The following is a 26,686-nucleotide window of genomic DNA, read 5'->3' on the forward strand; positions in this document are numbered from 1 at the left end:
CCGGACCCTAGAGATTCCCGCCCCGCCAAATTCTCGGCCCGCGCAAGTCTGGGCCCCGGCAAGTCTCGACCGCCGCAACTCCCGGCCCACGCAAGTCTCGGCCCCCGCAAGTCTCGGCCCGCGCAAGTCTCGGCCCGCGCAAGTCTCGGCCCGCGTAAGTCTCGGCCCGCGCAAGTCTCGGCCCGCGCAAGTCTCGGCCCGCGCAAGTCTCGGCCCGCGCAAGTCTCGGCCCGCGCAAGTCTCGGCCCGCGCAGATCTCGGCCCGGGACAGGCTCACCCGGACTTGGCGACGACCTCGATGTCCCGGTCGAGCCCGCTCTCGACCTTGAACTCGCGGGTATAGACCTGCCCGTCGTGGCGGGCGATCAGCACGTAGTCGCCCTCGGCGAGCGTCACCTGCGGGAAGGCCCCGATGGCCTCGCGGATCGTGTCGCCGCCGGGCGTGAGCACCGAGAACGCGGTGCCGGCGAACGCTTCCGCACCCGGCGCCGCCACGAGCTTCAGGGTCACGGTCGCGGCCCTGTGGTTGAGGGTTGCTTCCGTCACCTTGCCGTTCTCCACGCGGAGGTCGGCGCGCTGGATCGCGTTCGACTCACCGTAGATCGACACCACGTGGTAGGTGCCCTCCGGCAGCCGCAGCACCTCGCCGGTCTTGATGCCGCCGCGCACCAGCCGGCCCTCGGAATTGGTCCCGACCGGCACGAAGACCGAGAACGACACCTCGCCGGGCGGGATCTTCTGGTCGCCGACCGCGCCCGAGAGCTTCAGCGCGCCGGCCGCGACGCGCAGCGTCTCGGTGATCGGCTGGCCCGCCATGACGATCCGCTTCGACGCGCTGGCAAAACCGTAGGTCACGGTCGCCGTGTAGGTGCCGGCAGGCAGGACGAAGCGCGGTTCGGCCTCGGTCGAACGGGCCACGATCGACGGCCGGACACCGTCGTTGGCTTCCTCGTAGATCCGCCACGCAAGCCCCTGGCGCAGCGGGATCCCGGGCCCCGACAGCAGCGCTGACAGGGACAGGGGGGCGTCCGGCTCGGCGGAAGGGAGGGTGGGCGGCAGATCCGGCGTGGTGATCGACGGCGAGGGCAGGGGACCGCCAAAACGGTTCTGAAGCGGATTCTGCTGGGCGCGGGCGGGCACGAGCGCGGATCCCGTGACGAGAATCGCCAACGCCATCGCGGCCAGCCTCGTGCGCATCGATCGGATCCCTTTCCTCCGCCCGGCGGATGGTTCCTGCCTCTGCATCGCGACCATGGCGACGGCAAGGCCGCACTTCCCGGCGCGACCGGCGCATGCCACATCCGATCGCCATCGCGAACCTGGGACGACGCGCATGACCGCCACTCTCGAACTCCTGAAGACCCGTCGCTCGGTGCCGCCGATGCTGCTGGACGAGCCCGGACCCGATCGGGCTCAGCTCGAAACGATCCTGACGGCGGCGTCCCGCGTGCCGGACCACGGCAAGCTCGCACCCTGGCGCTTCATCGTCATCGCAGGGGCGGCGCGGGACCGGGTCGGCGAGACCATCGCGGCGACCTTCGCGGCCGACAATCCGGACGCGACGCCGGAGCGCCTCGCGCAGGAGCGCGCCCGCTTGGCGCATGCCCCCGTCGTGGTCGCCGTGGTGTCGCGGGCCGGTCCGCACGTGAAGATTCCCGACTGGGAGCAGGTGCTGTCCGTCGGCGCCGCCACCATGAACCTCGTGATCGCCGCCAACGCGGCCGGGTTCGCGACATCCTGGCTGACCGAGTGGTTGGCCTACGACCGCCGCATCCTGGATGCACTCGGTCTGGCGCCCTCGGAGAAGCTGGCGGGCTTCGTCCATATCGGCCGCGCGCGCGAAGTGCCCTCCGACCGGCCTCGCCCGGTGCTCGACGAGATCGTGACGTATCTCTGAGGGGCGGTCGGGCAGTCGATCTGTCCGCTGCCACCCGTCATCGCGCGCGCAGCGAAGCGCGCCCAGGTCGCTCATCGTCGGCTATCGGTTCCGGAATCTGTCTTCGTGGGCGTCTTCCCCTCGCTCCGATGCGTTATGGACCCGTCTATGCCGCTGCCCGGGCCTCGCCGGTCAGCGCTTCGGAGATTTCCCGTGCATTACGATCTCGACGTTCCCCGCGCGGCGCGCGCGCTTCCGCACAACCCGCTCAAGGCCATCGTCGCGCCGCGGCCGATCGGCTGGATCAGTTCCATGAGCCGCGACGGCAAGCTGAACCTCGCGCCCTACTCGTTCTTCAACGCGGTGGCCGACAACATGGTCGCCTTCTCGTCCTCGGGCCGGAAGGACGCGATGACCTTCGCGGAAGAGGGCGCGGAGTTCGTGTGCAGCCTCGCCACCTGGGACCTGCGTGACGGGATGAACGATTCATCGGCGCCGCTGCCACGCGGCGAGAGCGAGTTCGCCTTCGCCGGGCTCGCCACCGCGCCCTCGCAGAAGGTGCGGCCGCCGCGGGTCGCGGCCTCGCCGGCCGCCCTCGAATGCCGGTGGCTGCAGACCGTGCCGCTGACCCCGCTCGACGGCGCCGAAGCCGAGAACTTCCTCGTCATCGGCCAAGTGGTCTCGATTTACGTCGACGAGGCTTACGTGAAGGACGGGATGGTCGATACCGGGGCGATGCACCCGATCATGCGCGGCGGATACTTCGATTATTTCCACGTGACACAGGACACGCGCTTCCAGATGCGCCGGCCGAAGGGCGCGGGCGAGTTCTCGCCGTCCTGAAAACGGACCGGGTCTCCGTAAGCCGATTGAGAACTTGTTTACCATGGCGGGCGCAGATTCCGGGGGTCTTCAGCCCCCGTGCGCGCCCGGATGTTCCTGTTCACCACGCCATCCAGCCCACCTGAAAGCCCGCCGCCCCCGGCGCGGGCGATGCCGGGCACGGCCGTCTCCGGACCGGTGGTTCAGGCGATCCGCGATGGCGCGATGGCGAGCGGCGTCGGTTTCGACTACCTGCTCGCCACGGCCCGGCGCGAATCCGCCCTCGATCCCGCCGCCAAGGCCGGGACCTCGTCGGCCACGGGGCTGTTCCAGTTCATCGAGCAGACGTGGCTCGGCGTCATGAAGAATGCCGGGCCGCGGCTCGGGCTGCAGGCCGAGGCCGACGCCATCACCCGGCAGGCAGACGGCAGCTACGCGGTGCCGGATGCCGGGCAGAGGCAGGCCATCCTCGACCTGCGCCGGGATCCGAAAGTCTCGGCGACGCTGGCCGGCGCCCTGACTCAGCAGAACGCCGACACGCTTTCGGGGGCGCTCGGCCGCGAACCGACCGCCGGCGATCTCTACGTGGCGCACGTGCTCGGCGCCAAGGGCGCGGCCGCGCTGATTGCGACCGCGCGCACCTTCCCCGCCCGTGCCGCCGCCCTCGATCTACCGGAAGCCGCTTCCGCCAACCGCGCCTTGTTCTACGATCGCACCGGCCGCGCACGGAGCGCCGCCGAACTGTATGCCAGCCTCGCGGCGACCGCCCAGGGCGCTGCCGCCCAGGGCACTGCCGCCACTGACCTCACAAGCCTGCGCCAGGGCGAGGCGGCGGCACCGCAGGCGGTCTCGGCGTATGCGAGCGCCGCGACGGCCTTCGGCGGCACCAGCGACTTGCGCAGCCTGTTCCAGACGGATCCGCGCGTGGCCGCCTCGGATGCCGCCGCACGGAACCTGCAGGCGCGCAGCCAAGCCCAGCCGACCGCGCACGCTGCCCCGACCTACTTCCCCCGGACCGGCTCAGATCCGTTCACGGGTGCGCCGAAGCCGGATCCGGACGTGACCGGTGCGCTCGCCGCGCCCGCTGCGCCGCCGCCCGGCAGCGCGCTGGCCAACCCGCCCCTGCCGCCGCGGCGCCCGGCTGAGCTCGCTGCGGAAGGTTCCTCGGCCACCGTCAGGAACAGCCTGTTCGCACCCCGGAGGGGTCCATGATCATCCGCGAGTTCCTGACCCGGACGCAGAACGCTTCCGCGTCCCGACGCGCCGAGGCAGCCGCGGTCCTGGCGCGGGCCTATCTCTACGGCGACCTCGCCGCGGACGAGGCCTGGGAAGCCAAGACCGCCCTGCTCACCCTGTTGGACGATCCCTCGCCGGTGGTTCGGCGCGCCCTGGCGGAGACCTGTGCGGCCTCGGCGCGGACGCCGCGTCCGCTGGTGGTCGCGCTCTCCTGCGACGTGCCAGAGGTGGCGCGTCTGATCCTGGCGCGCTCGCCGGTCTTGACGGACGCCGACCTCGTGGACGCGGCCGCCCTCGGCGATGAGACGACGCGCGCCGTGATCGCCGCCCGCCATCATCTCTCGCACACGGTCTCCGGGGCGCTGGCGGAGATCGGCGAACTCGAGACCTTGGTCGCGCTCGTCCGCAACCCGACCGCCAAGATCACCGCGGGTCGGATGCTGCGCATGATCGAGCGCCGGGGTGCGGAGGCCGATCTGCGCGAGGCCCTGCTGGGCCGGACCGACCTCCCGCCGGAGGTGCGCCACGCGCTCGGCCTCGCGGTGGCGCAGGCGCTCTCCGGCTTCGTGATCGACCGGGGCTGGCTCGGAGGCGAACGCTGCGAGCGTCTGCGCCGCGAGGTCGGCGAGCGCGTCGCCCTCGAAGTTTGCGAAGACTCAGGGGCCGCCGGCATCGCCCGGTTGGTCGCGCATCTGCGTACGAGCCACCAGCTGACCGCCGGACTGATCCTGCGCGCCGTGCTGTCCGGGCGGACCGAGTTCGCCCTCGCGTCCCTCGCCGACCTATCCGGCCAGGACCATGCCGGCGTGGCTCGGGCCATGCGCGATCCGCGGAGCTTCGCCGACTTGCACCGGCGGGCCGGTCTCCCCGACGCGCTGCTGCCGGCGATGCAGGCCGCGCTGTCCGCTTGGCAGGATGTCGCCCGGCGCGCGATGCCCGTCCGGGGCACCGGCCTGTCGCAGCGGATCATCGCCTGCGCGATCGAGGCCTGCGGTAGCCTGCCGGGTGCCGAGATGCAGCCGGTCCTCGTGCTCCTCAATCGCTACGAGGCCGAGGCCGCCCGCGACGAGGCCCGGGAAGCCGCCCGCGCCATCGCGGCGGAGGCCGTCGCGCGGGAAACCGCGCGCCGCGAGGCCGAGGCGTTGGATGCGACGTGGCGCGCCGCCTTGGACGATCAGCGCCGGACCGCCTTCGCCGCCGCGTCCGAAGCCACGCCGATCGTCGTTGCCCAAGCCGCCGTTGCCGGCGTGATGACCCCGTCGTCTGCGGAGCCCAGCAACCCGATCGGGGCGATCCTGGACGCGCTGCCGGACCAGATCCTCGCGTGGTACCGGACCGAGGCGCCGGTTGCCGATCCGAAAGCCGAAGCCGCGACGGAGGCCGTGTTGAGCAGCCTGGGAGATAGTCTGCTCGACCAGTTCCGCGCCAGCCGCAGTCCCGCGGCGCCCGCAGCCGTGGAGGGTGAGGTCGATAAGGCAGCCAAAATCGCTGCCTGAAGGCGGTCCGACAGTGGTCGGCCCGCCTTCAGCCGGCGTCGCTCACTCGGCCGCCCGGCGCGTCAGCGCATCGGCCGCGTCCGCAAGGCCGTAGCGGGCGATGGTGTCATCAAGGCGCAGCGCCGCGTTGATCAGCGCCATGTGCGAGAATCCCTGCGGCGTGTTCCCGCGCTGCTCGCCGGTCGCCGGATCGATCTCCTCGGCGAACAGCCCCAGATCGTTGCCCCGGGCGATCAGCCTTTCGAAAGCGGCCTTGGCCTCGGCGGTGCGGCCGTCGAGGGCGAGGCAGCCGACCCGCCAGAACGCGCAGGCCGTGAAGGTGCCCTCGTCGCCTTCGAGCCCGTCCTCCATGCGGTAGCGGTAGATCAGGTCGCCGGCGCCGAGTTCCCGCTCCACCGCGGCCAGGGTCGCGCGCGTGCGCGGATCCCGCGGATCGAGGGCTCCGAACAGGACGACACGCATCACCGCCGCGTCGAGGTGATGCGAATCGTAAGCGCCGACATAGGCCTGCTTCTCCTCGCTCCAGCCCCGGTCCAGATATTCAGCCCGGACCTCGGCGGCGATGCGCTCCCACTCGGCAATCTTCGCCTCCGGGATGCCCTTGATGTTCCGGGCGATCCGGGCCGCGTCGGTCAGCGCCACCCAGATCATCGCCTTCGTATGAACCTGATGGCGCGGCCCCGTCCGCAATTCCCAGATCCCACTGTCCGGATCGTGCCGGTGACGGATCGCCCGCGCCGTCAGGTTGTCGAGCACCTCTGGCAGGCGGTCGTTGACCTTCTCGGGCGGGTCGTAGTCGACTGCTTCCAGGAAGATGCACAGAGCCCGCAGCAATTCCCCGTAGATGTCGTGCTGGTCCTGCCCCTCGGCGAGATTGCCGATGACCACGGGCTGCACGCCGTTCCAACCGGCGAGATGGCTGAGCTCCTCCTCGGGTGGCATGCCGTCGGCAATGCCGTACATCAGGCGCGTGTCGCGGCCATAGGAGCCGTCCCGCTCACGCAGGAAGCGGAGGAATTCCGAGGCCTCGCGCACGTAGCCGAGCATCACGAACGCGGTCACTGTAAAGGAGGCATCGCGCATCCAGGTGAAGCGATAGTCGTAGTTGCGGTTGCCCGGCACGGCCTCGGGCAGGCCAGCGGTCGCGGCGGCCAGGATGCCGCCGGAGGGCGAGTATGTCAGCAGCTTGAGGCAGAGGGCCGAGCGCATCACGGCCTCCCGATAGGCCCCGCGGTAGGTGCTGCGGGCGCACCAGCGATGCCAGTACTCCATGGTGCTCTTCAGGCGGCGCTGCGCGCCTTCGAAGTCGTCGATCGAGGCATCCTGCTGGTCCTCGCCGTGGGTGAGGACCAGATATGCGGTCTCGCCAGCGGCCAGGGTGAACCGGATCTCGGCGCGGCCCTCGACCACCGCGGGCTGCGGATGCGCGTTGACCCGCAGACGCCAGTCGCCGGCCTCGAACAGCACCGACGCGCCCTCGACGCTGGGCGTGCAGGGGCGGCGCGCGTAATCGAAGGTCGGGCAAACCCGGAAGAGCCCGGTGACGCTGCCCGTCTCGCAGGTGAGCATGCGGATCAGCCGGCTCTCGCCCTCGCCGTCCGGGCCTTCATCGGGCTCAGGGCTCGGCGGATTGACCGGCATCACGTCGACCAGACGCGCGCGCCCAGTCCGCGTCGTAAACGTCGTCTCGAGGATGTTGGTGTCGGGCAGGTAGCGCCGCTCCGACCCATCGAGGTCGTCGAACGCCACGCTGCATGCACCACCCTTCTCGTCGTCGAGGAGCTTCACGAACAGGGCGGGTGAATCGTGGCGCGGCCAGCATAGCCAATCGATCGAGCCGTCGCGGGCGATCAGCGCGCAGGAATGGGTGTCGCCGATGAGGGCGTAGTCGCTGATGGGCTTCGACACGAAGATGTCCGGCTGGCGGCCTCACCCGTCAAGCTGGGCGAACGCAGAACCAAGGAGGTAGCCGGGGTCCGCGGCGTTGGGAGTCCGGCTCGACGATTCGCCGCAGGACCGGAAGCGATCGGGCTCAGAATGTCGGGGCTCTGTCGGATATCGCGATCGGATTCTGGAAGAAACGTCTCCGCATCTTTGTCCGAAACGTTCCGGCCAGGGCAGGGAAACACGCGCTTACAAATTGGTTCCGCTACCCATCTTCGAATAATCGCCGGTTCGGGGCATGATAGACTCATGATGCAGGCTGAACCACACACAGACTCCGTCGCAATGACGGCACCAGCGACCCCCCATATCCTCGTCGTCGAGGATGATCGGGAGATCTCCAGCCTGATCGCGCGCTACCTGCGCGGGAACGATTGCCGGGTCACGATCGCCGGCGACGGGACCGACATGGACCGGGCGCTCGCGGAGGCGCGCATCGACCTGATCGTGCTGGATCTCATGTTGCCGGGCGAGGATGGCTTGAGCCTTTGCCGCCGCCTGCGCGCATCCTCGCAGATCCCGATCCTGATCCTGACAGCGAAGTCGGAGGATGTGGACCGGATTCTCGGCCTGGAACTCGGCGCTGACGATTACCTCGCCAAGCCGTTCAATCCGCGCGAACTCCTCGCCCGCATCCGCGCGGTCCTGCGCCGGGTCGCCGCCGAGGCGCCCGATACGGACGACCGCCGCCGTCTGCACTTCTCGGGCTGGACGCTCGACGTCTCCCTCCGGCAGGTGTTCTCGCCCGAGGGCGCCCGCATCGCGATCACGGGCGCGGAGTTCGACCTGCTGCTCGCCCTGTGCCTGCGGCCCGGACGGGTCCTGTCGCGTGACCAGCTGCTCGATCTCACGCAGGGGCGCGCCGCCGGCCCGTTCGAGCGCAGCATCGACGTATTGATCTCGCGCATTCGCCAGAAGATCGAACGCGATACCCGCAACCCCGAATTCATCCGGACGATCCGTTCCGGTGGCTACCTGTTCACGCCGGAGGTCACGCGCTCATGAGCGTGCTGCAGCGGCTGCGCGCCCGATTGCGGCCAACGACTATCGCGGGCCAGATCGCGCTGCTCGTGGTGGCGGGAATCGCGGTTGCCCATATGGTCGCCACGGCCGCTTTCCTGCTGCTGCACGAACCGCAGAATCCCGATGCGTTGCCCGGGGTCGCGGCAAGCCGCCTGGGCATGCTGTCGCGGCTGCTCGATTCCGTCGATCCGGCGGCAAGGCCGGCGCTCTTGGCCAGCGGGCGCAGCCTGCCGCTGATCCAGGTCGAAGCCTGGGACGGCAAGGCTCCGCCTGGAGCCGAGCCAGTCCGGGATCTTCCGGTCATCCGCCGGCTTCGGAACGGCGCCGGGCGCCCGGTGACGATCATCGACCTGTCCGCCGACGATTCGGAGCAGGAGCGCTCCGCCAAGCGTCTCCATATCGGAATCGTTACGGCCAATGGCGCGACGCTTCAGGCGACGCTACCGAACGATCCGCTCCGCCCCCCCAGGCAGGGCGCCCTGATCTTCACTGTGGTGTTCCTCGCGCTGACGCTGGCGCTGCTCTGCGTCTGGGCGACCCGCGCGCTGACCGCACCGCTGAAGCGGCTCGCAGGTGCCGCGGAGGCGTTCGGAGCCCGAGACGATCACGTCGCCCTGCCGGAAGCCGGGCCGCGTGAAGTGCTCGCCGTCTCGCGGGCACTCGACCGGATGCGATCGCGCGTGCGCCGCCTGATCGACGACCGCACGCAAATGCTCGCCGCGATCAGCCATGACCTGCGCACGCCGATCACCCGCCTGCGCCTGCGCGCGGAGTTCATCGAGGACGATAACGCCCGGGCCGCCACCCTGCGCGATCTCGACCAGATGAACGGACTCGTCGAGGCGGCCCTGTCCTTCGTGCGCGACGGTCAGGTCCGCGACGCGAGCAGTTTCACCCTGGTCGATCTCGCATCGGTGGTGCAGACGGTGTGCGACGACTTCTCGGATATCGGCGCGCCGGTGAGCGTCGGCCGCAGCCGACACGTCCTCGTGCGCGGCCGACCCGAGGAGTTGCAGCGCGCGGTGACGAACCTCGTCGACAATGCTGTGAAATACGGCAGCCGGGCGGAGGTTCACATGGAGGCGTCGGAGCGCGGGGTCCGGGTCTGCGTGCGCGATTCCGGTCCGGGCATCCCGGAGGCGGAGCGCGAGGCGATGCTGCAGCCCTTCGTTCGCGGCGACCGGGCCCGCAATCTGAATGAGGCGCGGGGCTTCGGCCTCGGCCTATCGATCGTGCAGGCGATCGTGGAGGCGCATGACGGCCGGCTGATCCTCGAGAACGGTCGCGCCGGCGGTCTCGCCGCCACCATCGAACTCCCCCTCGCGGCACAGGTTTTCGCCGGGCAGGCGGTGCGGAAGCCGGCGCCAGCCCCGGCCGAGGCGGCGTAGCGGTTTGCCGTGCCGTGCCAGCGAACTCTGCGAGCGCGGAAAGGGAGGTGAGCGATCAGGTCTGTCCGAGTGTGGCGCGTTGCCGGCGTGCTCGATCCGAAGTCTTTTTGCCGCTCACCGACGCACACTTTAGCACGGGCTTACGGATTCACATTTCTCGGTCAGTCGGCACCGGTTCAGGGTCGAGCGCGGGCCCCCTTCCCGATACGGGAGAGGGGGCCTGTCGGGCATCAAACGGGCCGCGATCCCGACCGCTTCTAGGCTGCCCGGATGTGGCCCAGGAACTGGGTGACCTGTCCGCGCAGCTGCTCCGCCCGCGCCGCCAGTGTGTCCGACGCCTGTGCCACCGATGCGGCGGCGTGGCCGGCATCGTCGGCAACCCGGGCGACCTCGGCAATGTCGGTCGTCATCATGCCGGTTCCGGCCAATGCCTGACTCATGCTGCGCACGATATCCTGGGTGGTGACGCCCTGCTGGTCCACAGCGGCGGCGATGCCGGTCGACACTTCGTTCATGGCCTCGATCTGCGATGCGACCCCCCGGATGGCCGAGACGGCATCCCCGGCGACGGTCTGGATCGCGGCCACCTGCCGCCCGATCTCATCGGTGGCGCGGCTGGTTTGGGTGGCGAGTTCCTTGACCTCGGCGGCAACCACCGCGAAGCCGCGTCCCGCCTCACCGGCCCGGGCCGCCTCGATCGTCGCGTTGAGCGCCAGCAGATTGGTCTGACCGGCGATGGTCGAGACGATCCCGACGACATCGCCGATCCGTGTCGCCGCCGTGGCGAGATCGGTCATGGTCTGCTCGGCGCGCCGGGCCTCGCCGACAGCGGCGGCCGACAGGCCGGTTGCCTGCTCGACCTGACGACCGATCTCTCGCACCGTGGCACCGAGTTCCTCGGCCGCGGCCGCGACGGAATCGACGTTGTCGGACGTCTGCCGCGCCGCAGCGGCGACGCTGGTCGAGCGTTCGGAGGTGCCGGCAACCGCCACGCGCATGGCACCGGACGCATTCTGAAGCGCCGACACGGCCTCCGTCAGGTCGCCCGCAATGCCACCGACCGACTGTTCAAACCCGTCGGCAAGGTTCTGCAGCATGGCCCGCCGGTTCTGCTCCTCCCGCAGGCGCCCCGCCTCGCGGGTCTGCAATTGCTGTGCGGCATCCTCCAGGGACATCTCGTGGATCGTCACGACGGCGCGAGCGATGTCGCCGATCTCGTCCCGCCGCTTGCTGCCGGGCACGTCGTCGAGCGCCTGACGGTCGGCGAGCGCCTTCAGCGCACGGGTCAGGGCACCGAGCGGCGCCACGATCGAACGGGCCAGGAGGAGCCCCAGTACGGCCGTCGCCGCCAGGATGCAGAAACCGATCAGGACCAGGGTGGACGAGAGGGCGCGGACCGCCGCGGTCGCTTCGGCCTCCGACTGCTCCGCCACCACCGTCCAGGGTGCGCCCAGCACGATGAGCGACGAAGCCGCCGCGAGATGAGATCCATTTGCGGCCGTAAAGGCGAGGGTGCCGCCGGCCTTCACGCGCGCAGCGGCGAGGCCGAGCTGCGCGAGGCTCCCGCCGGCCTTCAGCGCGGGGTTCAGCGGCGGATTGCTGCGCAGGAGGCCATCAGCCCCGGCCGCGAAGATCTGACCCGTTTCGCCGAGCCCGTCGCGCTTGGCGAGCGTCTGGTCGAACAACATTGGGGTAACACGCATGACGATGGCGCCGATCGGCTCCGCCGCCTGTGCCGTCCCCATGGCGACATTGGCGCGCTTGGTCATGGTGCGCCCGATGAAAGCGGCCGGAACACCGTCCACCGGGTAGGCGCCGAAATCCTCGAACAGGACCGTGCCCGGTTCGGCCGCCTTCAACCGCGCGACGAGGCGGGCAAGGCCGGTTCCGGCCAGATCCGGATCCGCGATCGACTTGGCGAAATCGGCGCCCTTCGTGGCCGTGTAGACGACCCGGCCGCCCTCATCGACGAAGATCAGATCGGCGTAGCCCGGCTGGGCCACGAGCTTGCGCGCCACCTCCTGCACCTTGACGTGCCGACGTGCGTACATTGCGGGCATCCCGCTGCCGTCGAGCGCGACCCGCGCCTCGACTGTCTGAGGCGCCCGGAACGCCTCGACGAGCGCGGCGGTTTCCGGCTTCGCGAGATCGAGAGTCTCGATCAGGTCCGGGAAGTTGGACACGATCTGGGGATGGGCCGCGACGGCCAGCAGGTCGGCCTGCATCCGATCCGCCAGGAGCTCGATGCCGTCCCGGCGGGTGGCCGCCGCCAGTTGCAGACGCTCCTGGGCCGCATCAATCAGTCCTGACCGCGCCGTATACCAGCTGAAGCCCCCCATGACGGTCGCGCTGAGCAATGCCAAGCCGATAATCATCGCGGGAAGACGGACGCTGAGCCGAGATAACCACGTCATGTTCGTTCAAGATCTCATTTGGACACGATTCCCTCCGATATGGCATCAAGTTTCTAATTTTCCGTGACAGACATAAATCTTCGCCGCTTTCCGGCTGCATTACAGTTCCACAACGGTGAGCCAGTATGGCGAAGGATAGTGCCGATCCATTTTCCATTCTCGTCGAACACAAGATCATCGATGAAATATTTGCTGTGCCGTGTTGCGCGGCCCTAATACTGTTCTCAAACAGATGCCCATCGGTTTTAGGCCAGCCCCATGTCCGACCGCTCCGCCGTCGCGTCCGCGATGCGTCATCGAAGAGCGGCCCGCCGCCTGCTAGAGCAAAGGGGTACAGAGACCTGAAGGAGACGGGATGACCAGCGAGGCCAGCTCCGGCGGGGATCGCCGCATTGCGCTGATCGGCGCGCCGATCGAGGTTGGGACCAGCGAGGCCGGCGCAGTGATGGGACCGGCTGCCCTGCGCACCGCCGGCCTTGCCCGCGCCCTGTCCGATCTCGGCTGTTCGGTCACCGATCACGGCGATATCGCGCCCGATGGGCCGGTCGGAGGGCGTGGTCTCGCCGCCGTGGCCGCCTGGACGCGTGCCTTGTCGCGCGCCGTCGAGGACGCGCTCGACCAGGGGGCGGTGCCCCTGACCGCAGGCGGCGACCACAGCCTCTCCCTCGGATCGATCGACGGCGTCATGCGTCACTGCGCCCGCCGGGGCCGGCCGCTCTTCGTGCTTTGGCTCGATGCCCATGCCGACTTCAACACGCCGGAGACCTCACCCTCCGGCAACGTCCACGGCATGCCGCTCGCGGCTTTATGCGGCGAGGCGGGCTTCCCGCCCCTGTTCACCGAACCGGCCCCGCCCGCGCTCAGCCCCAGCAACGTCCATCTGTTCGGCCTGCGCTCCATCGATGCCGGCGAGCGAGCCTTGGTCACGGCCCGGCGCGTCGGCGTCACCGACATGCGCACGATCGACGAGTTCGGCGTTGTCGCGCCCTTGCGAAGGATCCTTGCGCAGGTCGCGGAACAGGGCGCGCACCTCCACGTCAGCTTCGATATCGATTTCCTCGATCCTGCCATCGCCCCGGGTGTCGGCACGACGGTGCCGGGCGGCGCCACGTTCCGGGAAGCCCACTTGATCATGGAGATGCTGCACGATTCCGGCCTCGTGCGCTCGCTGGACATCGTGGAGCTCAACCCGTTCCTCGACGAGCGCGGCCGCAGCGCCAAGGTGCTGGTCGAGTTAGCCGCGAGCCTGTTCGGGCGCCGCATCCTCGATCGCCCGGCCGTGCCGATCGAGGCAGTGCCCAGCGACCCGGCAGAGCGCATGTGATGCACATTTCTCTCTCGGATGCGGGCCGGGCTGTCGGGACGGCGCCGGCACGCCAGCGCTCGAACGGCCGCGTCCACCTTCGGGCCGGACCGGCAGGCACGCGTGGCCAGACGCGGATCCTCGACCTGTCGGAGGCGGGTCCCGCGCGTCTGCGATTCCCCCGGGGGGAGGGTGCCCTGGAAGCCGTGCTGGTGAACACGGCCGGCGGTGTGGCGTGCGGCGATACCTTCTCGATCGGGCTGAACCTCGAACCCGCGGCCGATCTCGTGCTCACCACGACGGCGGCCGAGAAGATTTATCGCTCTGACGGACCGGTAAGCCATATCGAAAACCGCTTGGGCCTGGGGGCGGGGGCTCGGCTCGCTTGGCTGCCGCAAGAGACGATCCTGTTCGATCAGGCCAGAATCCGCCGGTCTTTCGAGGCTGATCTCGACCTCGGAGCGTCCCTGCTCGCCGTAGAGATCGTCGCCTTCGGTCGCGCCGCCCGGAATGAGCGGATCACCGCCGGTCTTTTCCACGATTCGTGGCGCGTGCGCCGGGCCGGCCGGCTCGTCTACGCCGACAACCTCCTGCTGGAGGGCCCGATCAGCAACCTCCTGGCCCGCCCGGCGATCGGCGGTGGCGCGAGCGCCTGCGCGACGCTGCTCGACGTCTCCGACGGGGCCGAAGCACGCCTCGATGAAGCGCGCGCCCTCCTGGCAGACAGCGATCAGTCCGGGATCGAGGCCGCGGCGAGCGCCTGGAACGGGCATGTCGTGGTGCGCGCCCTCGCGCGCGGCGTCGGTCCCCTGCGGACGCTGACAGCCCGCTTTCTCACACTCTATCGCGGCTTGCCGATGCCGCGGGTTTGGCAGAGCTGAGACGATCCTTCGGAACGACCGCGTCGAAGCCGTTGCCTGCGACCGCCGACCTCTGCTAGAGACGCGCACCCGGAGCTGTCCGCCAAGCTCCGTACGGCGCCTGCGCGCCGTCGGTACGGCCTCGTGGCGGAGTGGTTACGCAGAGGACTGCAAATCCTTGCACCCCGGTTCGATTCCGGGCGAGGCCTCCATCTTCCTATCCGACAACGATTCTCATCCGCGGCCTGCGCCATCGCGGGCCGTATGGTTGTCGGCCTTGGACCGGACACCGTGACCGGCATGGGGGTTGCGGCTCTCCTTTCCAATTGTCCCGAACGCCCGTCGCCGCTTTCTGGGCCGCGGTGTCAGGCGGCGTGAACCTGAAGCATATAGGTCTCGATTGCCTGCTGCAGGTTGTGCGTGCCGGTGTTCACCCGCGCGGCGCTGCCGCGCACCTGGCGGGCCTGGACGTCGTTGGAGGCTGCGGCGGCCCGGACGCCGGCGACGCTCTCGGACACCCTTCGCGCGTCAGCGGCCGCGTTGAAGATGGCGCGCGCGATTTCCTGGCTGGCATTGCCCTGTTGATCGGTCGCTTCCGCGACCTCGGATGCGATCAGGCTCATGCTGGCGATCGTCTGCGCGATCGCCTCAATGGCGCTGGACGTCCGATCGGCGGCGCCCTGGATCGATCCGACCTGGCCGGTGATGCGGTCGGTGGCGAGTGCGGTCTGGCCGGCGAGCGCCTTGACCTCCGCGGCGACCACCGCGAAGCCGCGACCGGCGGCGCCCGCGCGGGCGGCCTCGATGGTGGCGTTGAGTGCCAGCAGGTTGGTCTGCTCGGCAACATCACGGATCAGGGTCACGACCGCGCCGATCTCCTCAGCAGCCTGGGACAGCGAGCGGACCGTCTCCTCAAGACCCCGTGTATCGGCCAGCGCCGTCGATGCGATCTCGCTGGTGTTCCGGACCCGCCCCTCGATCTCGCGGGCCGAGGCCGAGAGCTCCTCGGCCGCGCTTGCGATACTGTCGACGATGCCAGCCGTCTGGCTGGAGGTGTCCGCCACCACGGTCGACTGGGCCGCCACGGCGCCGGCGTTGCCCGAGAGCGTATCGGCCGCCGCCTGCATCGCCTCGACCGATCCCGCGAGATCGGCGACCGCACGCCGCGTCTCGACCTCGAAGTCGTGCGTTGCCGCCGCCAATGTCTCAGCCCGGCAGCGGTCGCGATCGCGCCGGATTTGGGCCTCGGCGTCGAGTTTACTCTTCTCGATCAGCGCTTTCTGGAAGGCGGCGATCGACCCGGCCATCTCTCCGATCTCGTCACGGCGATGCGTGAACGGGATCGCAGGCTCCAGGTCGTTGGCCGCGAGCGCCGTCATGCTGGCCTTCAGCCGGTGCAGGGGATGCCGGACCTGCGTGACGATGATCCCGATCGCGGCAAGCAGCCCCATGGCGAGGGCCAGCGCGGGCACGGAGATCAGCGTGATCCGCGCCTGCCGTCGGTCCGCGGCATCCGCGGCGCGGCGGGCGTTAAGGCGGTTCAGCACCTCGCGTCCCAGGAGGCCGATTTCGGCGACCATGTGCTCGCGGTTCTTCACCGTCGCCTCGTCGGTCGCCTGAATGAGGGCGGCCCTGGGCGAGACGGTGAGGCCCAGCTCGGCGGTATCATTCTGATAGGCGATGAATTCCTTGACGAACAGATCGAAGCGCCTGCGGCGATCCTCCGGAAGCTGATCTTCCATCGCAGCGAGGAACGGCACGCGCACCTGCTCGACGGTGGCCAGGGCCTCATGGAGCGCGGACAGGCGTGTCCGGGCCTCTGTCACGTCCTCCGACGTGAAGAGCGCCGTCGCCTGGACCACGGCATGCTCGATCGCCTGCCCGAGCGCGCCGGCCTGAAGCCCGGCATTCCAGATCTTGTCGGTTTCGGCAGCGCGCTCCTGCTCCAGAGCGGACTGGCGAAGGGCGAACAGCGCGATCCCGACGCCAACGACGGCCAGGAGACCGACGACGACCGAGAGCTTGAGGCCGAGGGATATACGCATTGAGGCGAGGCCGCTTCCGCTGGAGGGCTGAATCAGGGAAGCCATAACGTATTTCAGACGACAACACAGTTGAGCATAGCCGGCAAAGACAGAAAAAATTGTCTCATCATGGTCATCAGGCGTACATGCAGGAGATGTATTTTAAATCATTGGCATCAAGACCAACATATTATCGTGTGATGTGATTGCATCACTCTGCGCAACCCAAACTTGCGGTCGCGAACTCTGCATAGTCGCTCAATTCGGCGAACGATGCGGGCGGCGGCTTGGACGATGCGAAGACAGTCGACCCACCGGGGGGGGGTGAATCTTGGAACCAAGCCACGGGGCGCCTCGGGTTTGTGGCGTCAGTCCCATGCGGGAGGCTGCCGGCACCATACGCACGCAGGGCTGGCGAGGCGTGTACACTCCGAGGTCGGTTTGGCCGTGCGGCGACGCAGAATGCCGACGTGCATGCACGGATCGTCATCAAACCCCTTGCGTCCGACAGCTGCGGTGTGTAGAGACGCGACCGTGATCCCCGATAGCTCAGTTGGTAGAGCAGGCGACTGTTAATCGCCTTGTCGCAGGTTCGAGTCCTGCTCGGGGAGCCACTGAACTTCCAAACACTCAAGCGATGTCGTTGGCAGCAGATTTCGCTCATGCTGCGGATCCGCGCGACGTAGATCAGGGCGCCGACATCCTGATGGATTGGCGGCCCTGAAGCGTAGGGCTTGGGCGTGCCACACGCACTCGCCCGCCCTCGCGTTCCGCAGGACTGTTCGCCCAGCGACCTCCACCTCAGCCCAGCCGCTTCATGCCGCCCCGTGAACGGATGGGCGACGGTACCAATGTGCCAGTCGGTAGATTACACCAGCGAATTGGACTGTATTATCATTTCATATCATATAGACCATAGGTCCCACATTATAGACACTAATCCCCGAAGCGGAAGAGTCGCACGTTGTTATTTCCAGGTTTCTTCCGCTTGTGCCTTGCCCTCGTGGTCGTGGTGCAGCATTTCAGCCGGCTGAGCCTCGGCGACGCTGCCGTATGCTTGTTCTTCGTACTAAGCGGCTACTGGATTTACGTAATGTGGGAGAAGCAATACTCCTACACGCGGAATAAATATTTTACATTCCTGACATCAAGATTCTGGCGTATCGTCCCGACGTTCCTCCTGTGTTCCGCCATTACGTTCGCGCTGTATCCCCGTCTCATTCCCACCGAATTCGCAGCGATCGCATCCAGTCTCTTCGTGATCGGCTACAGAAATCTGTCGCAACTGCCGATCGTTCCGGCCTGGTCGCTCGACATCGAACTTCAGTTTTACATCTTGTTCCCACTTCTCTTTCTGCTCTTCCACAAAGTCGATCGCCGCATTGCGGTCGGCGGTCTGGTTTGCTGGTCGGCGATCTCCGTCGCGATTTTGTATTATAGAAGCGGCGCCGTGATGACGGAACCGCTTCCACAGATCCTGGTCTTGTTCATGATCGGCGCTGCTGCGGCCCGGTCGCGATGGGTTCCCCCGCGGGCCCTGACCCTGGCTTCGGCCGGGCTCACCGTCGGAATGCTGGGCCTGGGCCTGAGCGTGCCTGCGCTGCGCGACATGATCCTGGGCGGGAGCAATGCGGGCGCCAATTTTGTCTACAATCCGGTCTTCAACTTGGTTCTTGCATTGGCGGCGGTTCCGCTCGCGCTATCGACAGTTCACGTGAAGTCGTCCAAGCTGGATAGGGCTTTCGGTGACCTGTCCTATATCGTGTATCTGATGCACTGGCCGGCCTTCATCTTCGTCCACAACAACTTTGGCAAACTTCCGCCGCTGCAGCGGCTGCCCTACGCCCTCCTGGCGCTCGGCGTGGTCTTCATCGTCAGCGTCGCCATCTGGATGCTGTGGGACCGGCCGATCAACCGAGCGCGTCACGCCTGGGTTCGCGGCCGCATGAGGCTGGGCCCCGTGAATCAGGGGATCGGACAGCCGGCGGCCTGAGGGGGAACGCCGTGCCCGGTCGACGATGTGAGCCGATCCGCTGGCGATGACGGCTTCAATCTTTGCGGTAGAAGCGCGATAAACAGGCGATGTCGCGCCGATTCGGTTATGGGTCCGAAACAGACAGCTTGTTCATCGCCCTCGTCGATGAACTCGCGACAGGTCTGTTTCCGGCCGCCATCATGGCGGCAAGTTATTGCGGCGTTGCAAGCTTCGTCGCGTTCAAAGCCCAGTCTCCGGTCTTGTGGGTCATTGCCGCAACCGGCACGCTGATCGGCGCTTCGAAGTGCCTGGTCAAACGGCGTCATCAGCGCGCCCTGCGGGATCGCCCGTGGGACCGCCAGCGCGCCGCCCGGTGGGAGATCGTGAACGCCGCGTTCACCTTCGGGTTCGCGTTGCAGATTGGCTGCGTCGCAGCGTGCGGGTTCCTCGCCGCCGACCCCGCGCTCCCGGTCCTCGTGACCGGCCTCGTGTTCGGGTACTGTTCAGGGGCGGTGACGCGCACCGCGTTCAGGCCCCGGATCGCGGGGATCGCTATCTGCATCGCGACCGTGCCCGCCATCCTGGCATCGGCCGCCCGGGGCGATTCGACCAGCATCGCGATCGCGACGGTCTTCACCGTTTTCCTGTGCGGCGGGCTCGAAACGATCCGGTACCTCTATTTGAACACGCGGCGGCAGATCATCCTGCGGCACGACATGGCGACGCTGGCGAAGAACGACCCGCTGACGCGTCTGCTGAACCGCCTGGGTCTGCGCGAGGCGTTCCGCGCCGTGCTTGCTGAGGCGGGCGGGAACGCGATCGCCGTGCATTGCCTGGATCTGGACGGTTTCAAGCCGGTCAACGATCAGTATGGACACGCGGCCGGCGATGAGCTCCTCCAGGCGATCGCGGATCGGCTGCGGGCCGTCGTACCGGCCAAGGCGGCGGTCGCCCGGGTCGGAGGCGACGAGTTCGTGATCGTCCAGGGACCGATTCTGCAGCCGGATGAGGCCGCGCATCTCGCCCAGCGCATCGATTTCGCAATCGCTGAACCGTATCTCATCCAAGGTCGGGAGGTCCGCGTCGGGACCAGCATCGGTTTCGCGACCGCGCCGCCGGGCTCGCTCGAACTCGATCCGCTCATGGCCGCCGCCGATGCCGCGTTGTACCGCGCTAAGGCGAGCAAGTCCGACGCGACGGTTCGGCGAGCGGCCAAGCGGGCGGACAGCGTCCTTCCCGGCCTGCACGCGAACCCAGTATCCTGAGTCGGCCCTGCACGGGTCGTGCAAAGGCACCGCCTCTGGATCGCGCCTCGCCGCCACACAGCGCAAGGCCGCTTGTGTTTCTGTCCGCATCCGGAGGGATTTCGGCCTCGGTTTGCCAGTTGCCCACGTAATCCTGATACGGCTCGGTCTGCACGTTCTTGCTATCGAACCCGCGCTCATCGCTGTGGAGCGACGGATCGCGGTGACTGCGCACCCTCGTGTCCGGCGGAACGCCGTCCGGCAGGTCCGACATGAAACCGGTCCCCGATCCCTTGCTTCGCCCACCTGCCCTTGTTCGCCGACGCGCGGTGGGCCCGACCGTGTCGGGTCGATGCCGGTTGGGTCTCCGTGGCCGGCAAGATTTGCCGCGCTGCCGATTCTGCCGCCCTGGCGGTTGGATACGGGCCTGAAATCAAAAGCAAATTTCTGGAACGCAACATGCCTGACAGAATCGCAGCAACGGTTCGAGGGCTGAGCATGTCGGTGAACGCGGTATCGGGAACGTCTCTGAGGCACGACCTCGTCAGCGCCCTGCGGCAAGCGCGTGCGGCCGGGATCCAGCCGATCGACGCGAGCGGCTACAGCACGGCAAGTCAGGACACCGGCAGCACCCAGGGTACAGGCGCCAGCACCACCGCGCCGACGAGCAGCGCCGCCACGAGCCCGCCTCTGTCCAGCGACCTGATGGCGTCACTCCTCCAGCTGCAATCCGATTTCAGCCAGATGGGCTTGCAGACCGGCGTGACGGCAGGGTCGGACGCGGACAACGCGACGTCGACATCCGGCGCCACGGATGCGGGCGAGGCCGCGACGAGCTCGGCCCCGGTCCATCATCATCACGGACACCATGCCCCTCCGCCCGAGCCGGACGCTGCCGGGCAGGCCGGAACGTCAATTGACGCGACGGACGCGTCCGCGGACACCAGTGCTGCCACGGGCGGATCCTCGACCGGCGGCGATACGGGCGACGGTCTGCAATCCCTCCTGCAGCACGTCACGAAGGCGATCGCCGCCTACGCCATGGGCGGCCCCGTCGGCATCGCGGCTTCCGCACTGACGAGCTCGAAGGCCTGAATCATTTCCAGGTTGAAGCAGCCTGGAGTGACGCGCCTGTCGCTGGCGTGATCGGCGTAGTCGGAGGTCGTCATGCCCCTCACCGTGCCCGTTATCCTCGGCAGCGTTCGCAGCGATCGCATCGGAATCCGGGCGGCGCGTTACTTGATCGCGCAGCTCGAAGCGCGCGGTCATGAAGCCCCCCTGGTCGATCCGGCCGAGCTGAAGCTTCCGCTTCCCGACCGAATGTACAAGGAATACCCACCCGGTACCGCGCCGGATGAACTGGAACGGCTCGCCATACTCTACCGGCGATCGGACGCCTTCTTGGTCGTGACGGCCGAGTACAACCACGGTGTACCGCCGGCACTCTCGAACACGCTCGATCATTTCCTCGAGGAGTATTATTGGCGGCCGTCGGCGATCTGCTGCTACTCCGCCGGGGCGTTCGGGGGCGTCCGCGCAGCTATGCCGCTGCGGGCCATGCTGGCCGAGATGGGCATGCCGAGCATCCCCGCCCTGCTGCCCATTCCTCGGCTGCAGAATGCCATCACGGAGGCGGGGACCCCCAGTGAACCGCGGCTCGAAGCCTCTGCAGGGCGCTTTCTCGACGAGCTGACCTGGTAGGCGGAGGCGCTCGGCGCGCGGCGCCAGCGCGGAACGCCCTATTGACGACGTTCATGTCGGCGCCGCCTGCGCGGCACGCCGTTCGGGTCGAAGACTGACTGAAACGCGGCGGGCGCAGCCTCGAAGACACCGCGCGACGCCAAGTTACGCTGCGATGGCCGAGCCGGTTTCGCTGTTGCAAAAAGGTGGCTGCATGGGCAGCCAAGGTATGACAACTTAACCGTGCTCCCGGAACACGGACAGACTCCGATGAAGATCGACGAACGGGCGCTCCTGCAGGAGCGCGTGCGGACGCTTGTCTTGCGTCATGCCCTTCAAGCTGTCCTCGAACGCCTGACGGCCGCGACACGCGGGGCCGGGCAGGACGTGGAAGCCGAGCTGCTGAACCTGGAGCAATCCCTGGTCGCGACGGCACGCGGCCTGGCCGATCGCGCGAGTGCGCAGAAGCTGGCGGTTCTCGTCGCCGTCGAGGATGCGACGGCAACGATCCGGGCCGCCTTCGACACCGCGCACGACCGTTTGGACCTGCTCGCCCCGCCCAAGCTCGCCCTCGTGGAGACGGCGCCTGCGGTTGCTGCGTAGAGCGGCGCGCAGGTACGCGGCCATCCGGCCTCGCTCGCAGCTTCCGCCGTAACGTGCCCTCTTGTGCGGAACCGGCATTCGGGCAGGCGGAGAGCGACGGGGTCAGGTCAGTGGTCGTGTGATCGCGCCACGGATATCGCCACATCGGAACTCGCGGCCGGTTTGGAGTTCCGAAGCGTCGCGAGGCGTGCTGAGAGCCGGATCAACGCGGCAAGCCCCGACATGAGGAACGCATCTCCGACCGTGAGGACGACGCGTGCGAGCCCATCCGTCTTTATGATGTAGCTGGGAACCTCCACACTGGACGAGAATCTCGGCGATCAGGCCGAGCACCAGCAACGATAAGCCGGCGTAGTGGCACACGGCATCGATGCCCGCAGCGTGAACGGATTCGCTGCGCGTTCCGCCCCCGAGAAGCCGGCTCATGCCGTTGCGCTCTTCTTGCACCACGCCCCAGCCGATCAGGACGAAGCCCAGCCCCTCGATCGGATGACCGGCTTCCTGGATCGCGCCATGATCCAGATATCCGGCGCCCCAGAGCAGCGATGCGATCTCCCACATGGCCAATGTGAGCGTCAGCGCGATGATCGCATTGAAGACAACGATTGGACAGCGATTGATTAATACTTGAGATGAAATATTTTTATCTATGGCTAAGCAGTACGTTGCGAATTAATTTACACCAAAACGCGAAAGCAACATTAAATCGACGGCAAATGTAACGTAAGCTCGTCGGTCATTGCCTGAGCATGCCGTTGCTCTTGGATCGGCGTAATTAAGCAGAACCGCGCGAATACGCCGTGATCAATCGATTCGAGGTTTAAACGCCCGAAACACTCTGCATCTTGAAACGAGCACAGAATGCGAAGCTGTCTCCGCGCAGCCGCTGAAGGCGACGGAGACAGCTGGATCCGAGGCAACACGGACAAAGGGCTTTCGGACGAAGCGATCAGGCTTGACGACGTCCGTTCACCGTCCGTTGCGGCACCGCGCGTCCCAGTCAGGCCGAACCGACGCGCGGCGCAGAGTGGTGTGCGCGGCTCACTGCTTCGCGCGGTTGATGATCGTCCAGAGCGCCCGGGCCACCGGCTCGGTAACGGTGCGACGGTACTTGCGGTGAACCAGCTGGCCGTTGTGGAAGACGTCCTGCTCGACGTAGAGCCTCTCCCCATCCCAGCGGACGATATTGTCGGACTCGATCGTCTCTTCGACGCCGAGATCGCCTCGTACGATCGAAGTACCGGCCTGGTTCAGCATACGCGCGTCCTCGTTCACGCAGTCGGTTCGCTGGAGAGCGCGTCGTTCCTGCCCATGCCGCGTCCCATGCCGCATGTCGCGGACGGCTCCCCAGTCCGTCAGCATAAGAGGGCGCAGCCGCACACGCCAGGGATGCCGTCGACGCAAGCGGCCAGCCGTAACAAAGACCTGACGTGCGGATGCCGCTTCACGCCCAGCCGCCATCGATGTGCGCAATTGCACCTCGGGTGCGAAGCGACCGTGCGATGTTCTCCCAGCACGCCGGAGGTGCAGGCAGGACATGTCGGCGAGACATATCCCCGGGCCAGCGCGTGCGTCACGGAGGCGCTGATGTTGATCCGCCCGTTCCGCTTCGTCGCCCCGGTCCTCGCCGCCCTCGGTCTGATCGGACTGCGTCTGCTCAGCCCGATCATCGGACCGACGACACCCCCGTCCCCCGACGCTGTCGAGGGCGGAGGCGTGGTGTTCCGCCACTATCTCTAACGATCAGCCACGCCGGTTCAGCACGGCTCCGGGGACGGCGCAGGCCGGCTGCGCCGAGGGCCCCAGGACGATATCGCCCTGCTGTGGGTTGTTGACGGTGAAGGGCGCGGTGCCCTGAAGGCCGATGAAGCCACGTCCCAGCTGCGGGACGAAGAGATCACCGCCGAACCGCACGAAGCAGCGGTCGAGTACCGCCTCATAGTCGAAGGTCTGCTGTTCGACCGGCGCCCCGCCGGCCTGCGGGATGCCGCAATACGCCGCGAGATCGATCTGGCCCGGCCGCGCGAGCCGCATCGTCACGGATTGCCCCGGGAGAAGCACCGCGGGCGGGCCGCCATCCTGACGTGCCACCAGAACCAGGCTCGATCGGTTGTAGACCCGGCGCAGGCAATCCGCCGAAGCGGATGATGGGATCGCGGCTAAAGCCGCGAGGGCGAACCCGATGCCGGCCCAGGCGCACCAAACACGCTTCGTCACCGCAAATCCTCCGCCGGACGACCACTCGACCCGTATTGGCCGCGTTCTACTTGAACCGCGGCCGAGGTGACCGCGCAAGACGAACGCGGCAACACCGCGCGCGTTCATCCACGCAGCATCGATATGATCGATGGCGGTGTAAGAACCGTGCTCAGCGCCGCTCGTAGAGCAAACGGGCGCGGATCGTGCCCGGGATGGCCCGGATCTCCGTCAGCAGCACCTCGGCATCCGCATTGGTAGCATCGGTCTCGAGGACCACGTAACCGACCTCGCCATCCGTCTGGTAGAACTGCGCCGCGATGTTGACGTGTCCGCGGGAGAACACGTCGTTCAGTCGGCCCAGCATGCCGGGCAGGTTGCGCTGGACGTGGATGAAGCGCGTGCCGGTCGGCCGAGCGGGAAGCTGCACCTGCGGGAAGTTCACGGCGCCGACCGTCGAACCGATGTCGGAATAGTCGATCAGCTTGCGCGCCACTTCGGAGCCGATGCGCTCTTGAGCTTCCTCGGTCGAGCCGCCGATATGCGGGGTCAGGATCACGTTCTCGATCCCCTGGAGCGGGCTCACGAACGCGTCGGCGTTGGACCCGGGCTCCACCGGGAAGACGTCGATCGCCGCACCCTTGAGATGACCGTCGCGCAGGGCCGCCGCGACGGCATTAAGGTCGACCACGGTGCCGCGGGCGTTATTGATCAGGATCGCGCCGGGCTTCATCGCCCGGATCTCGGCCTCGCCGATCATGTTGTTGGTGGCCTCGGTCTCCGGCACGTGCAACGAGACCACGTCGCTCTGGGCGAGGAGGTCGTGAAGCGTCTTGGTCGGTTCGGTGTTGCCGTGGCGCAGCTTATCGGTGTGGTCGTAGAATAGGACCCGCATGCCCATGGCCTCGGCGAGCGTCGAGAGCTGCGTGCCGATGTTGCCGTAGCCGACGATGCCGAGGGTCTTGCCGCGGACTTCCAGGGAGCCCACCGCCGACTTGTCCCAGCGGCCCGCATGAGCGCCCACCGAACGCGGCACGATCCGACGCAGCAGCATCACGATCTCACCGATCGTGAGTTCGGCCACCGAACGGGTGTTCGAGAACGGCGCGTTGAACACCGGGACGCCGCGGTGGCGCGCCGCGTCCAGATCCACCTGATTCGTGCCGACCGAGAAGCAGCCCACCGCCAGCAGCCGGTCCGCCGCCTCGAACGCCGCCGCGTCGAGCTGCGTGCGTGAGCGGATGCCCAGCATGTGCACGCCCTGAAGCGCCTCGTGCAGGGCCTCGCGGTCCAACGCCTTCGGCAGCCGGATCAGATTGGCGTAGCCGGCAGCGCGCATGAGCGCGACGGCGCTGTCGTTGATGCCTTCGAGCAGCAGGACCCGGATCTTGTCCTTTGGCAGGGAGAGCTTTTCGGGTGTCATCGCAATCGATCGTTCGGCAATGGGTGACGGCGACGGGACGGCCGCCGGCCCTGATGGCTGCTCGGCACGGATACGAGTCCGTCCAGTGCGATGCAACAAGCCCGGTGGCTGATCGGCAATGCCGGAGCGGACCGTGTCAGTCCCCGAAATGCCGAAGTCCTCGACCCACGGCATCGGCGGTGCGCCGAGCAGGCCGGCAGTTCCGCAGCCGAAACAGCACGCCAGGGCGGAACCAGTCGAAGCTTCGAGCTTTCTAGAACCTTATACTGTTTTACCCTGTCCTGCTTGGCGTCGTGCCGACGCCCAATACGGTCTACGCGAATGCATATCCGCACCGGCTTCACGATCGGTTTCGACACGTTCGGCCCGACGCCGATGAACCTGCTCCTGCATGTGCATCCGGAGCGCCGTCCCGACCTGATCACCCCGGAGGTGGTCACCTTCGACCCGCCGGTTCCGGCCCACCAGAACGTCGACGCGTTCGGGAACGTGTCGACCCGGATCGTCGCCCCGGGCGGCCGAATTACGATGAGTGCGGATTTTACGATCGCCGATACGGGCGAGCCGGATGTGGTGGAGCCCGAGGCGCGGCAGATCCCGGTGCAGGATTTGCCGGACGCCGTACTGATGTTCCTGCTCGGCTCGCGCTACTGCGACACCGACAAGCTGTCCCAAACCGCGTGGTCGCTGTTCGGCTCCACACCTGAGGGCTGGGCTCGCGTCCAGGCGATCGTCGACTACGCGCACGAGCGGCTGCGCTTCGACTACCAGCGTGCCGACGCCACCCGCACCGCCCATGATGGCTTCATGCAGCGTGAGGGCGTCTGCCGCGACTTCGCCCATCTGGCCATCACTCTGTGCCGGTGCATGAACATTCCGGCCCGCTACGCCACCGGCTATCTCGGCGACATCGGCGTGCCCAAGGACCCCGCACCGATGGACTTCTCCGCCTGGTTCGAGGTCTATCTCGATGGACCGTCCGGGCCGCGCTGGTACACGTTCGACGCCCGCCACAACCGCCCCCGCATCGGTCGCATCGTCATGGCCCGCGGGCGCGACGCGACCGACTGCGCCCTGACCACGAGCTTCGGCGCGGCGCTTCTGGCGCGGTTCGACGTCCATACCGACGAGGTTCTCGCGACGGCGGAGTCCCTGGCCCAGGCGGCCTGAGGCCGCCTG

At 67.7% G+C, this 26,686-nt stretch carries 23 protein-coding genes and 2 tRNA genes; 17 read left to right on the forward strand and 8 right to left on the reverse strand.

The features are described from left to right. Positions 1–273: 273 nt before the first annotated feature. Complete coding sequence (locus MKK63_RS21325) at positions 274–1,197, reverse strand: hypothetical protein (RefSeq protein ID WP_244005355.1); 924 nt, start codon at positions 1,195–1,197, stop codon at positions 274–276. 136 nt (positions 1,198–1,333) lie between these two features. Here MKK63_RS21325 and MKK63_RS21330 point away from each other — a divergent pair, with 136 nt between their 5' ends. The 4 genes from MKK63_RS21330 (at position 1,334) to MKK63_RS21345 (ending at position 5,430) form a co-directional block, all read left to right on the forward strand. Then, positions 1,334–1,897 carry a nitroreductase gene (locus MKK63_RS21330; protein WP_244005357.1) on the forward strand — a complete coding sequence of 188 codons (564 nt, stop codon included), beginning with the start codon at positions 1,334–1,336 and terminating at the stop codon, positions 1,895–1,897. Positions 1,898–2,089: 192 nt separating this feature from the next. Next, positions 2,090–2,719: a flavin reductase family protein gene (locus tag MKK63_RS21335; RefSeq protein ID WP_244005360.1), complete on the forward strand. Its 630-nt coding sequence runs from the start codon at positions 2,090–2,092 to the stop codon at positions 2,717–2,719. A 90-nt stretch (positions 2,720–2,809) separates the two neighbouring features. Further along, positions 2,810–3,910, forward strand: coding sequence for a lytic transglycosylase domain-containing protein (locus MKK63_RS21340; protein ID WP_244005362.1), 1,101 nt, complete (start codon positions 2,810–2,812; stop codon positions 3,908–3,910). Next, positions 3,907–5,430 (forward strand): DUF2336 domain-containing protein, encoded by a 1,524-nt coding sequence (locus MKK63_RS21345; RefSeq protein WP_244005364.1) that lies wholly within the window; start codon positions 3,907–3,909, stop codon positions 5,428–5,430. The genes MKK63_RS21340 and MKK63_RS21345 overlap by 4 nt, the downstream gene beginning before the upstream one ends. Positions 5,431–5,472: 42 nt before the next feature. On the opposite strand, the gene MKK63_RS21350 is transcribed toward MKK63_RS21345, so the two are convergent. Next, on the reverse strand, positions 5,473–7,338 hold the full coding sequence (locus tag MKK63_RS21350; RefSeq protein WP_244005366.1) for a glycoside hydrolase family 15 protein: 1,866 nt from the start codon (positions 7,336–7,338) through the stop codon (positions 5,473–5,475). Positions 7,339–7,623: 285 nt separating this feature from the next. Between MKK63_RS21350 and MKK63_RS21355 the strand changes: the two genes are divergently transcribed. Both MKK63_RS21355 and MKK63_RS21360 read left to right on the forward strand, forming a co-directional pair. Then, complete coding sequence (locus tag MKK63_RS21355) at positions 7,624–8,379, forward strand: response regulator (protein WP_276081381.1); 756 nt, start codon at positions 7,624–7,626, stop codon at positions 8,377–8,379. After that, a complete protein-coding gene (locus MKK63_RS21360; protein WP_244005370.1) occupies positions 8,376–9,785 on the forward strand; it encodes an ATP-binding protein in 1,410 nt (469 codons plus the stop codon). The genes MKK63_RS21355 and MKK63_RS21360 overlap by 4 nt, the downstream gene beginning before the upstream one ends. Positions 9,786–10,042: 257 nt before the next feature. Here MKK63_RS21360 and MKK63_RS21365 read toward each other — a convergent pair whose 3' ends face one another. Then, positions 10,043–12,199 (reverse strand): methyl-accepting chemotaxis protein, encoded by a 2,157-nt coding sequence (locus MKK63_RS21365; RefSeq protein WP_244005371.1) that lies wholly within the window; start codon positions 12,197–12,199, stop codon positions 10,043–10,045. Positions 12,200–12,554: 355 nt separating this feature from the next. On the opposite strand from MKK63_RS21365, the gene rocF reads away from it, so the two are divergent. The 3 genes from rocF (at position 12,555) to MKK63_RS21380 (ending at position 14,574) form a co-directional block, all read left to right on the forward strand. After that, positions 12,555–13,523: an arginase gene (gene rocF, locus MKK63_RS21370; protein ID WP_244005373.1), complete on the forward strand. Its 969-nt coding sequence runs from the start codon at positions 12,555–12,557 to the stop codon at positions 13,521–13,523. Continuing rightward, a complete protein-coding gene (locus MKK63_RS21375; protein ID WP_244005375.1) occupies positions 13,523–14,383 on the forward strand; it encodes an urease accessory protein UreD in 861 nt (286 codons plus the stop codon). Before rocF ends, MKK63_RS21375 begins: the two co-directional genes overlap by 1 nt. 117 nt (positions 14,384–14,500) lie before the next feature. Then, positions 14,501–14,574 (forward strand) — tRNA-Cys (locus tag MKK63_RS21380). A 153-nt stretch (positions 14,575–14,727) separates the two neighbouring features. On the opposite strand, the gene MKK63_RS21385 is transcribed toward MKK63_RS21380, so the two are convergent. Then, positions 14,728–16,407: a methyl-accepting chemotaxis protein gene (locus tag MKK63_RS21385; protein WP_244005377.1), complete on the reverse strand. Its 1,680-nt coding sequence runs from the start codon at positions 16,405–16,407 to the stop codon at positions 14,728–14,730. A 517-nt stretch (positions 16,408–16,924) separates the two neighbouring features. On the opposite strand from MKK63_RS21385, the gene MKK63_RS21390 reads away from it, so the two are divergent. The 6 genes from MKK63_RS21390 to MKK63_RS21415 all read left to right on the forward strand — a co-directional run bounded on the left by MKK63_RS21390 (position 16,925) and on the right by MKK63_RS21415 (position 21,888). Further along, a tRNA-Asn gene (locus MKK63_RS21390) sits at positions 16,925–17,000 on the forward strand. Positions 17,001–17,374: 374 nt separating this feature from the next. Beyond that, complete coding sequence (locus MKK63_RS21395; RefSeq protein ID WP_244005379.1) at positions 17,375–18,379, forward strand: acyltransferase family protein; 1,005 nt, start codon at positions 17,375–17,377, stop codon at positions 18,377–18,379. A gap of 89 nt (positions 18,380–18,468) precedes the next feature. Next, positions 18,469–19,626, forward strand: a complete 1,158-nt coding sequence (locus MKK63_RS21400) for a GGDEF domain-containing protein (protein ID WP_244005381.1) — start codon at positions 18,469–18,471, stop codon at positions 19,624–19,626. Positions 19,627–19,974: 348 nt separating this feature from the next. Further along, positions 19,975–20,700 carry a cell wall anchor protein gene (locus MKK63_RS21405; protein WP_244005383.1) on the forward strand — a complete coding sequence of 242 codons (726 nt, stop codon included), beginning with the start codon at positions 19,975–19,977 and terminating at the stop codon, positions 20,698–20,700. A 72-nt stretch (positions 20,701–20,772) separates the two neighbouring features. Next, positions 20,773–21,306, forward strand: coding sequence for an NADPH-dependent FMN reductase (locus tag MKK63_RS21410; protein WP_244005385.1), 534 nt, complete (start codon positions 20,773–20,775; stop codon positions 21,304–21,306). 249 nt (positions 21,307–21,555) lie between these two features. Then, positions 21,556–21,888 (forward strand): hypothetical protein, encoded by a 333-nt coding sequence (locus MKK63_RS21415; RefSeq protein ID WP_244005387.1) that lies wholly within the window; start codon positions 21,556–21,558, stop codon positions 21,886–21,888. Positions 21,889–21,990: 102 nt separating this feature from the next. On the opposite strand, the gene MKK63_RS21420 is transcribed toward MKK63_RS21415, so the two are convergent. Beyond that, entirely contained in the window at positions 21,991–22,449 is a 459-nt protein-coding gene (locus tag MKK63_RS21420; RefSeq protein ID WP_244005389.1) for a hypothetical protein, read from the reverse strand. A 480-nt stretch (positions 22,450–22,929) separates the two neighbouring features. Further along, positions 22,930–23,145: a hypothetical protein gene (locus tag MKK63_RS21425; RefSeq protein WP_244005391.1), complete on the reverse strand. Its 216-nt coding sequence runs from the start codon at positions 23,143–23,145 to the stop codon at positions 22,930–22,932. 330 nt (positions 23,146–23,475) lie between these two features. On the opposite strand from MKK63_RS21425, the gene MKK63_RS21430 reads away from it, so the two are divergent. After that, positions 23,476–23,628, forward strand: a complete 153-nt coding sequence (locus MKK63_RS21430) for a hypothetical protein (protein ID WP_244005393.1) — start codon at positions 23,476–23,478, stop codon at positions 23,626–23,628. A 3-nt stretch (positions 23,629–23,631) separates the two neighbouring features. Here MKK63_RS21430 and MKK63_RS21435 read toward each other — a convergent pair whose 3' ends face one another. Beyond that, a complete protein-coding gene (locus MKK63_RS21435) occupies positions 23,632–24,105 on the reverse strand; it encodes a hypothetical protein (protein WP_244005395.1) in 474 nt (157 codons plus the stop codon). Positions 24,106–24,256: 151 nt separating this feature from the next. Continuing rightward, entirely contained in the window at positions 24,257–25,507 is a 1,251-nt protein-coding gene (gene serA / locus MKK63_RS21440) for a phosphoglycerate dehydrogenase (RefSeq protein WP_244005397.1), read from the reverse strand. A gap of 321 nt (positions 25,508–25,828) precedes the next feature. Here serA and MKK63_RS21445 point away from each other — a divergent pair, with 321 nt between their 5' ends. Further along, positions 25,829–26,677 carry a transglutaminase-like domain-containing protein gene (locus MKK63_RS21445; protein WP_244005399.1) on the forward strand — a complete coding sequence of 283 codons (849 nt, stop codon included), beginning with the start codon at positions 25,829–25,831 and terminating at the stop codon, positions 26,675–26,677. The last annotated feature ends 9 nt before the right edge of the window (positions 26,678–26,686 follow it).

The sequence above is a fragment of the Methylobacterium sp. J-088 genome, assembly GCF_022829295.1.
GTDB lineage: Bacteria > Pseudomonadota > Alphaproteobacteria > Rhizobiales > Beijerinckiaceae > Methylobacterium.

Bases quoted from the DNA above. Each gene is read 5' to 3' on its own strand.
- MKK63_RS21325 (WP_244005355.1), bottom strand. From the start codon at position 1,197: ATGCGCACGAGGCTGGCCGCGATGGCGTTGGCGATTCTCGTCACGGGA.
- MKK63_RS21330 (WP_244005357.1), top strand. From the start codon at position 1,334: ATGACCGCCACTCTCGAACTCCTGAAGACCCGTCGCTCGGTGCCGCCG.
- MKK63_RS21340 (WP_244005362.1), top strand. From the start codon at position 2,810: ATGTTCCTGTTCACCACGCCATCCAGCCCACCTGAAAGCCCGCCGCCC.
- MKK63_RS21345 (WP_244005364.1), top strand. From the start codon at position 3,907: ATGATCATCCGCGAGTTCCTGACCCGGACGCAGAACGCTTCCGCGTCC.
- MKK63_RS21355 (WP_276081381.1), top strand. From the start codon at position 7,624: ATGATGCAGGCTGAACCACACACAGACTCCGTCGCAATGACGGCACCA.
- MKK63_RS21360 (WP_244005370.1), top strand. From the start codon at position 8,376: ATGAGCGTGCTGCAGCGGCTGCGCGCCCGATTGCGGCCAACGACTATC.
- MKK63_RS21365 (WP_244005371.1), bottom strand. From the start codon at position 12,199: ATGACGTGGTTATCTCGGCTCAGCGTCCGTCTTCCCGCGATGATTATC.
- rocF (WP_244005373.1), top strand. From the start codon at position 12,555: ATGACCAGCGAGGCCAGCTCCGGCGGGGATCGCCGCATTGCGCTGATC.
- MKK63_RS21375 (WP_244005375.1), top strand. From the start codon at position 13,523: ATGCACATTTCTCTCTCGGATGCGGGCCGGGCTGTCGGGACGGCGCCG.
- MKK63_RS21385 (WP_244005377.1), bottom strand. From the start codon at position 16,407: ATGCGTATATCCCTCGGCCTCAAGCTCTCGGTCGTCGTCGGTCTCCTG.
- MKK63_RS21400 (WP_244005381.1), top strand. From the start codon at position 18,469: ATGTCGCGCCGATTCGGTTATGGGTCCGAAACAGACAGCTTGTTCATC.
- MKK63_RS21410 (WP_244005385.1), top strand. From the start codon at position 20,773: ATGCCCCTCACCGTGCCCGTTATCCTCGGCAGCGTTCGCAGCGATCGC.
- MKK63_RS21415 (WP_244005387.1), top strand. From the start codon at position 21,556: ATGAAGATCGACGAACGGGCGCTCCTGCAGGAGCGCGTGCGGACGCTT.
- MKK63_RS21420 (WP_244005389.1), bottom strand. From the start codon at position 22,449: ATGTGGGAGATCGCATCGCTGCTCTGGGGCGCCGGATATCTGGATCAT.
- MKK63_RS21425 (WP_244005391.1), bottom strand. From the start codon at position 23,145: ATGCTGAACCAGGCCGGTACTTCGATCGTACGAGGCGATCTCGGCGTC.
- MKK63_RS21430 (WP_244005393.1), top strand. From the start codon at position 23,476: ATGTTGATCCGCCCGTTCCGCTTCGTCGCCCCGGTCCTCGCCGCCCTC.
- serA (WP_244005397.1), bottom strand. From the start codon at position 25,507: ATGACACCCGAAAAGCTCTCCCTGCCAAAGGACAAGATCCGGGTCCTG.
- MKK63_RS21445 (WP_244005399.1), top strand. From the start codon at position 25,829: ATGCATATCCGCACCGGCTTCACGATCGGTTTCGACACGTTCGGCCCG.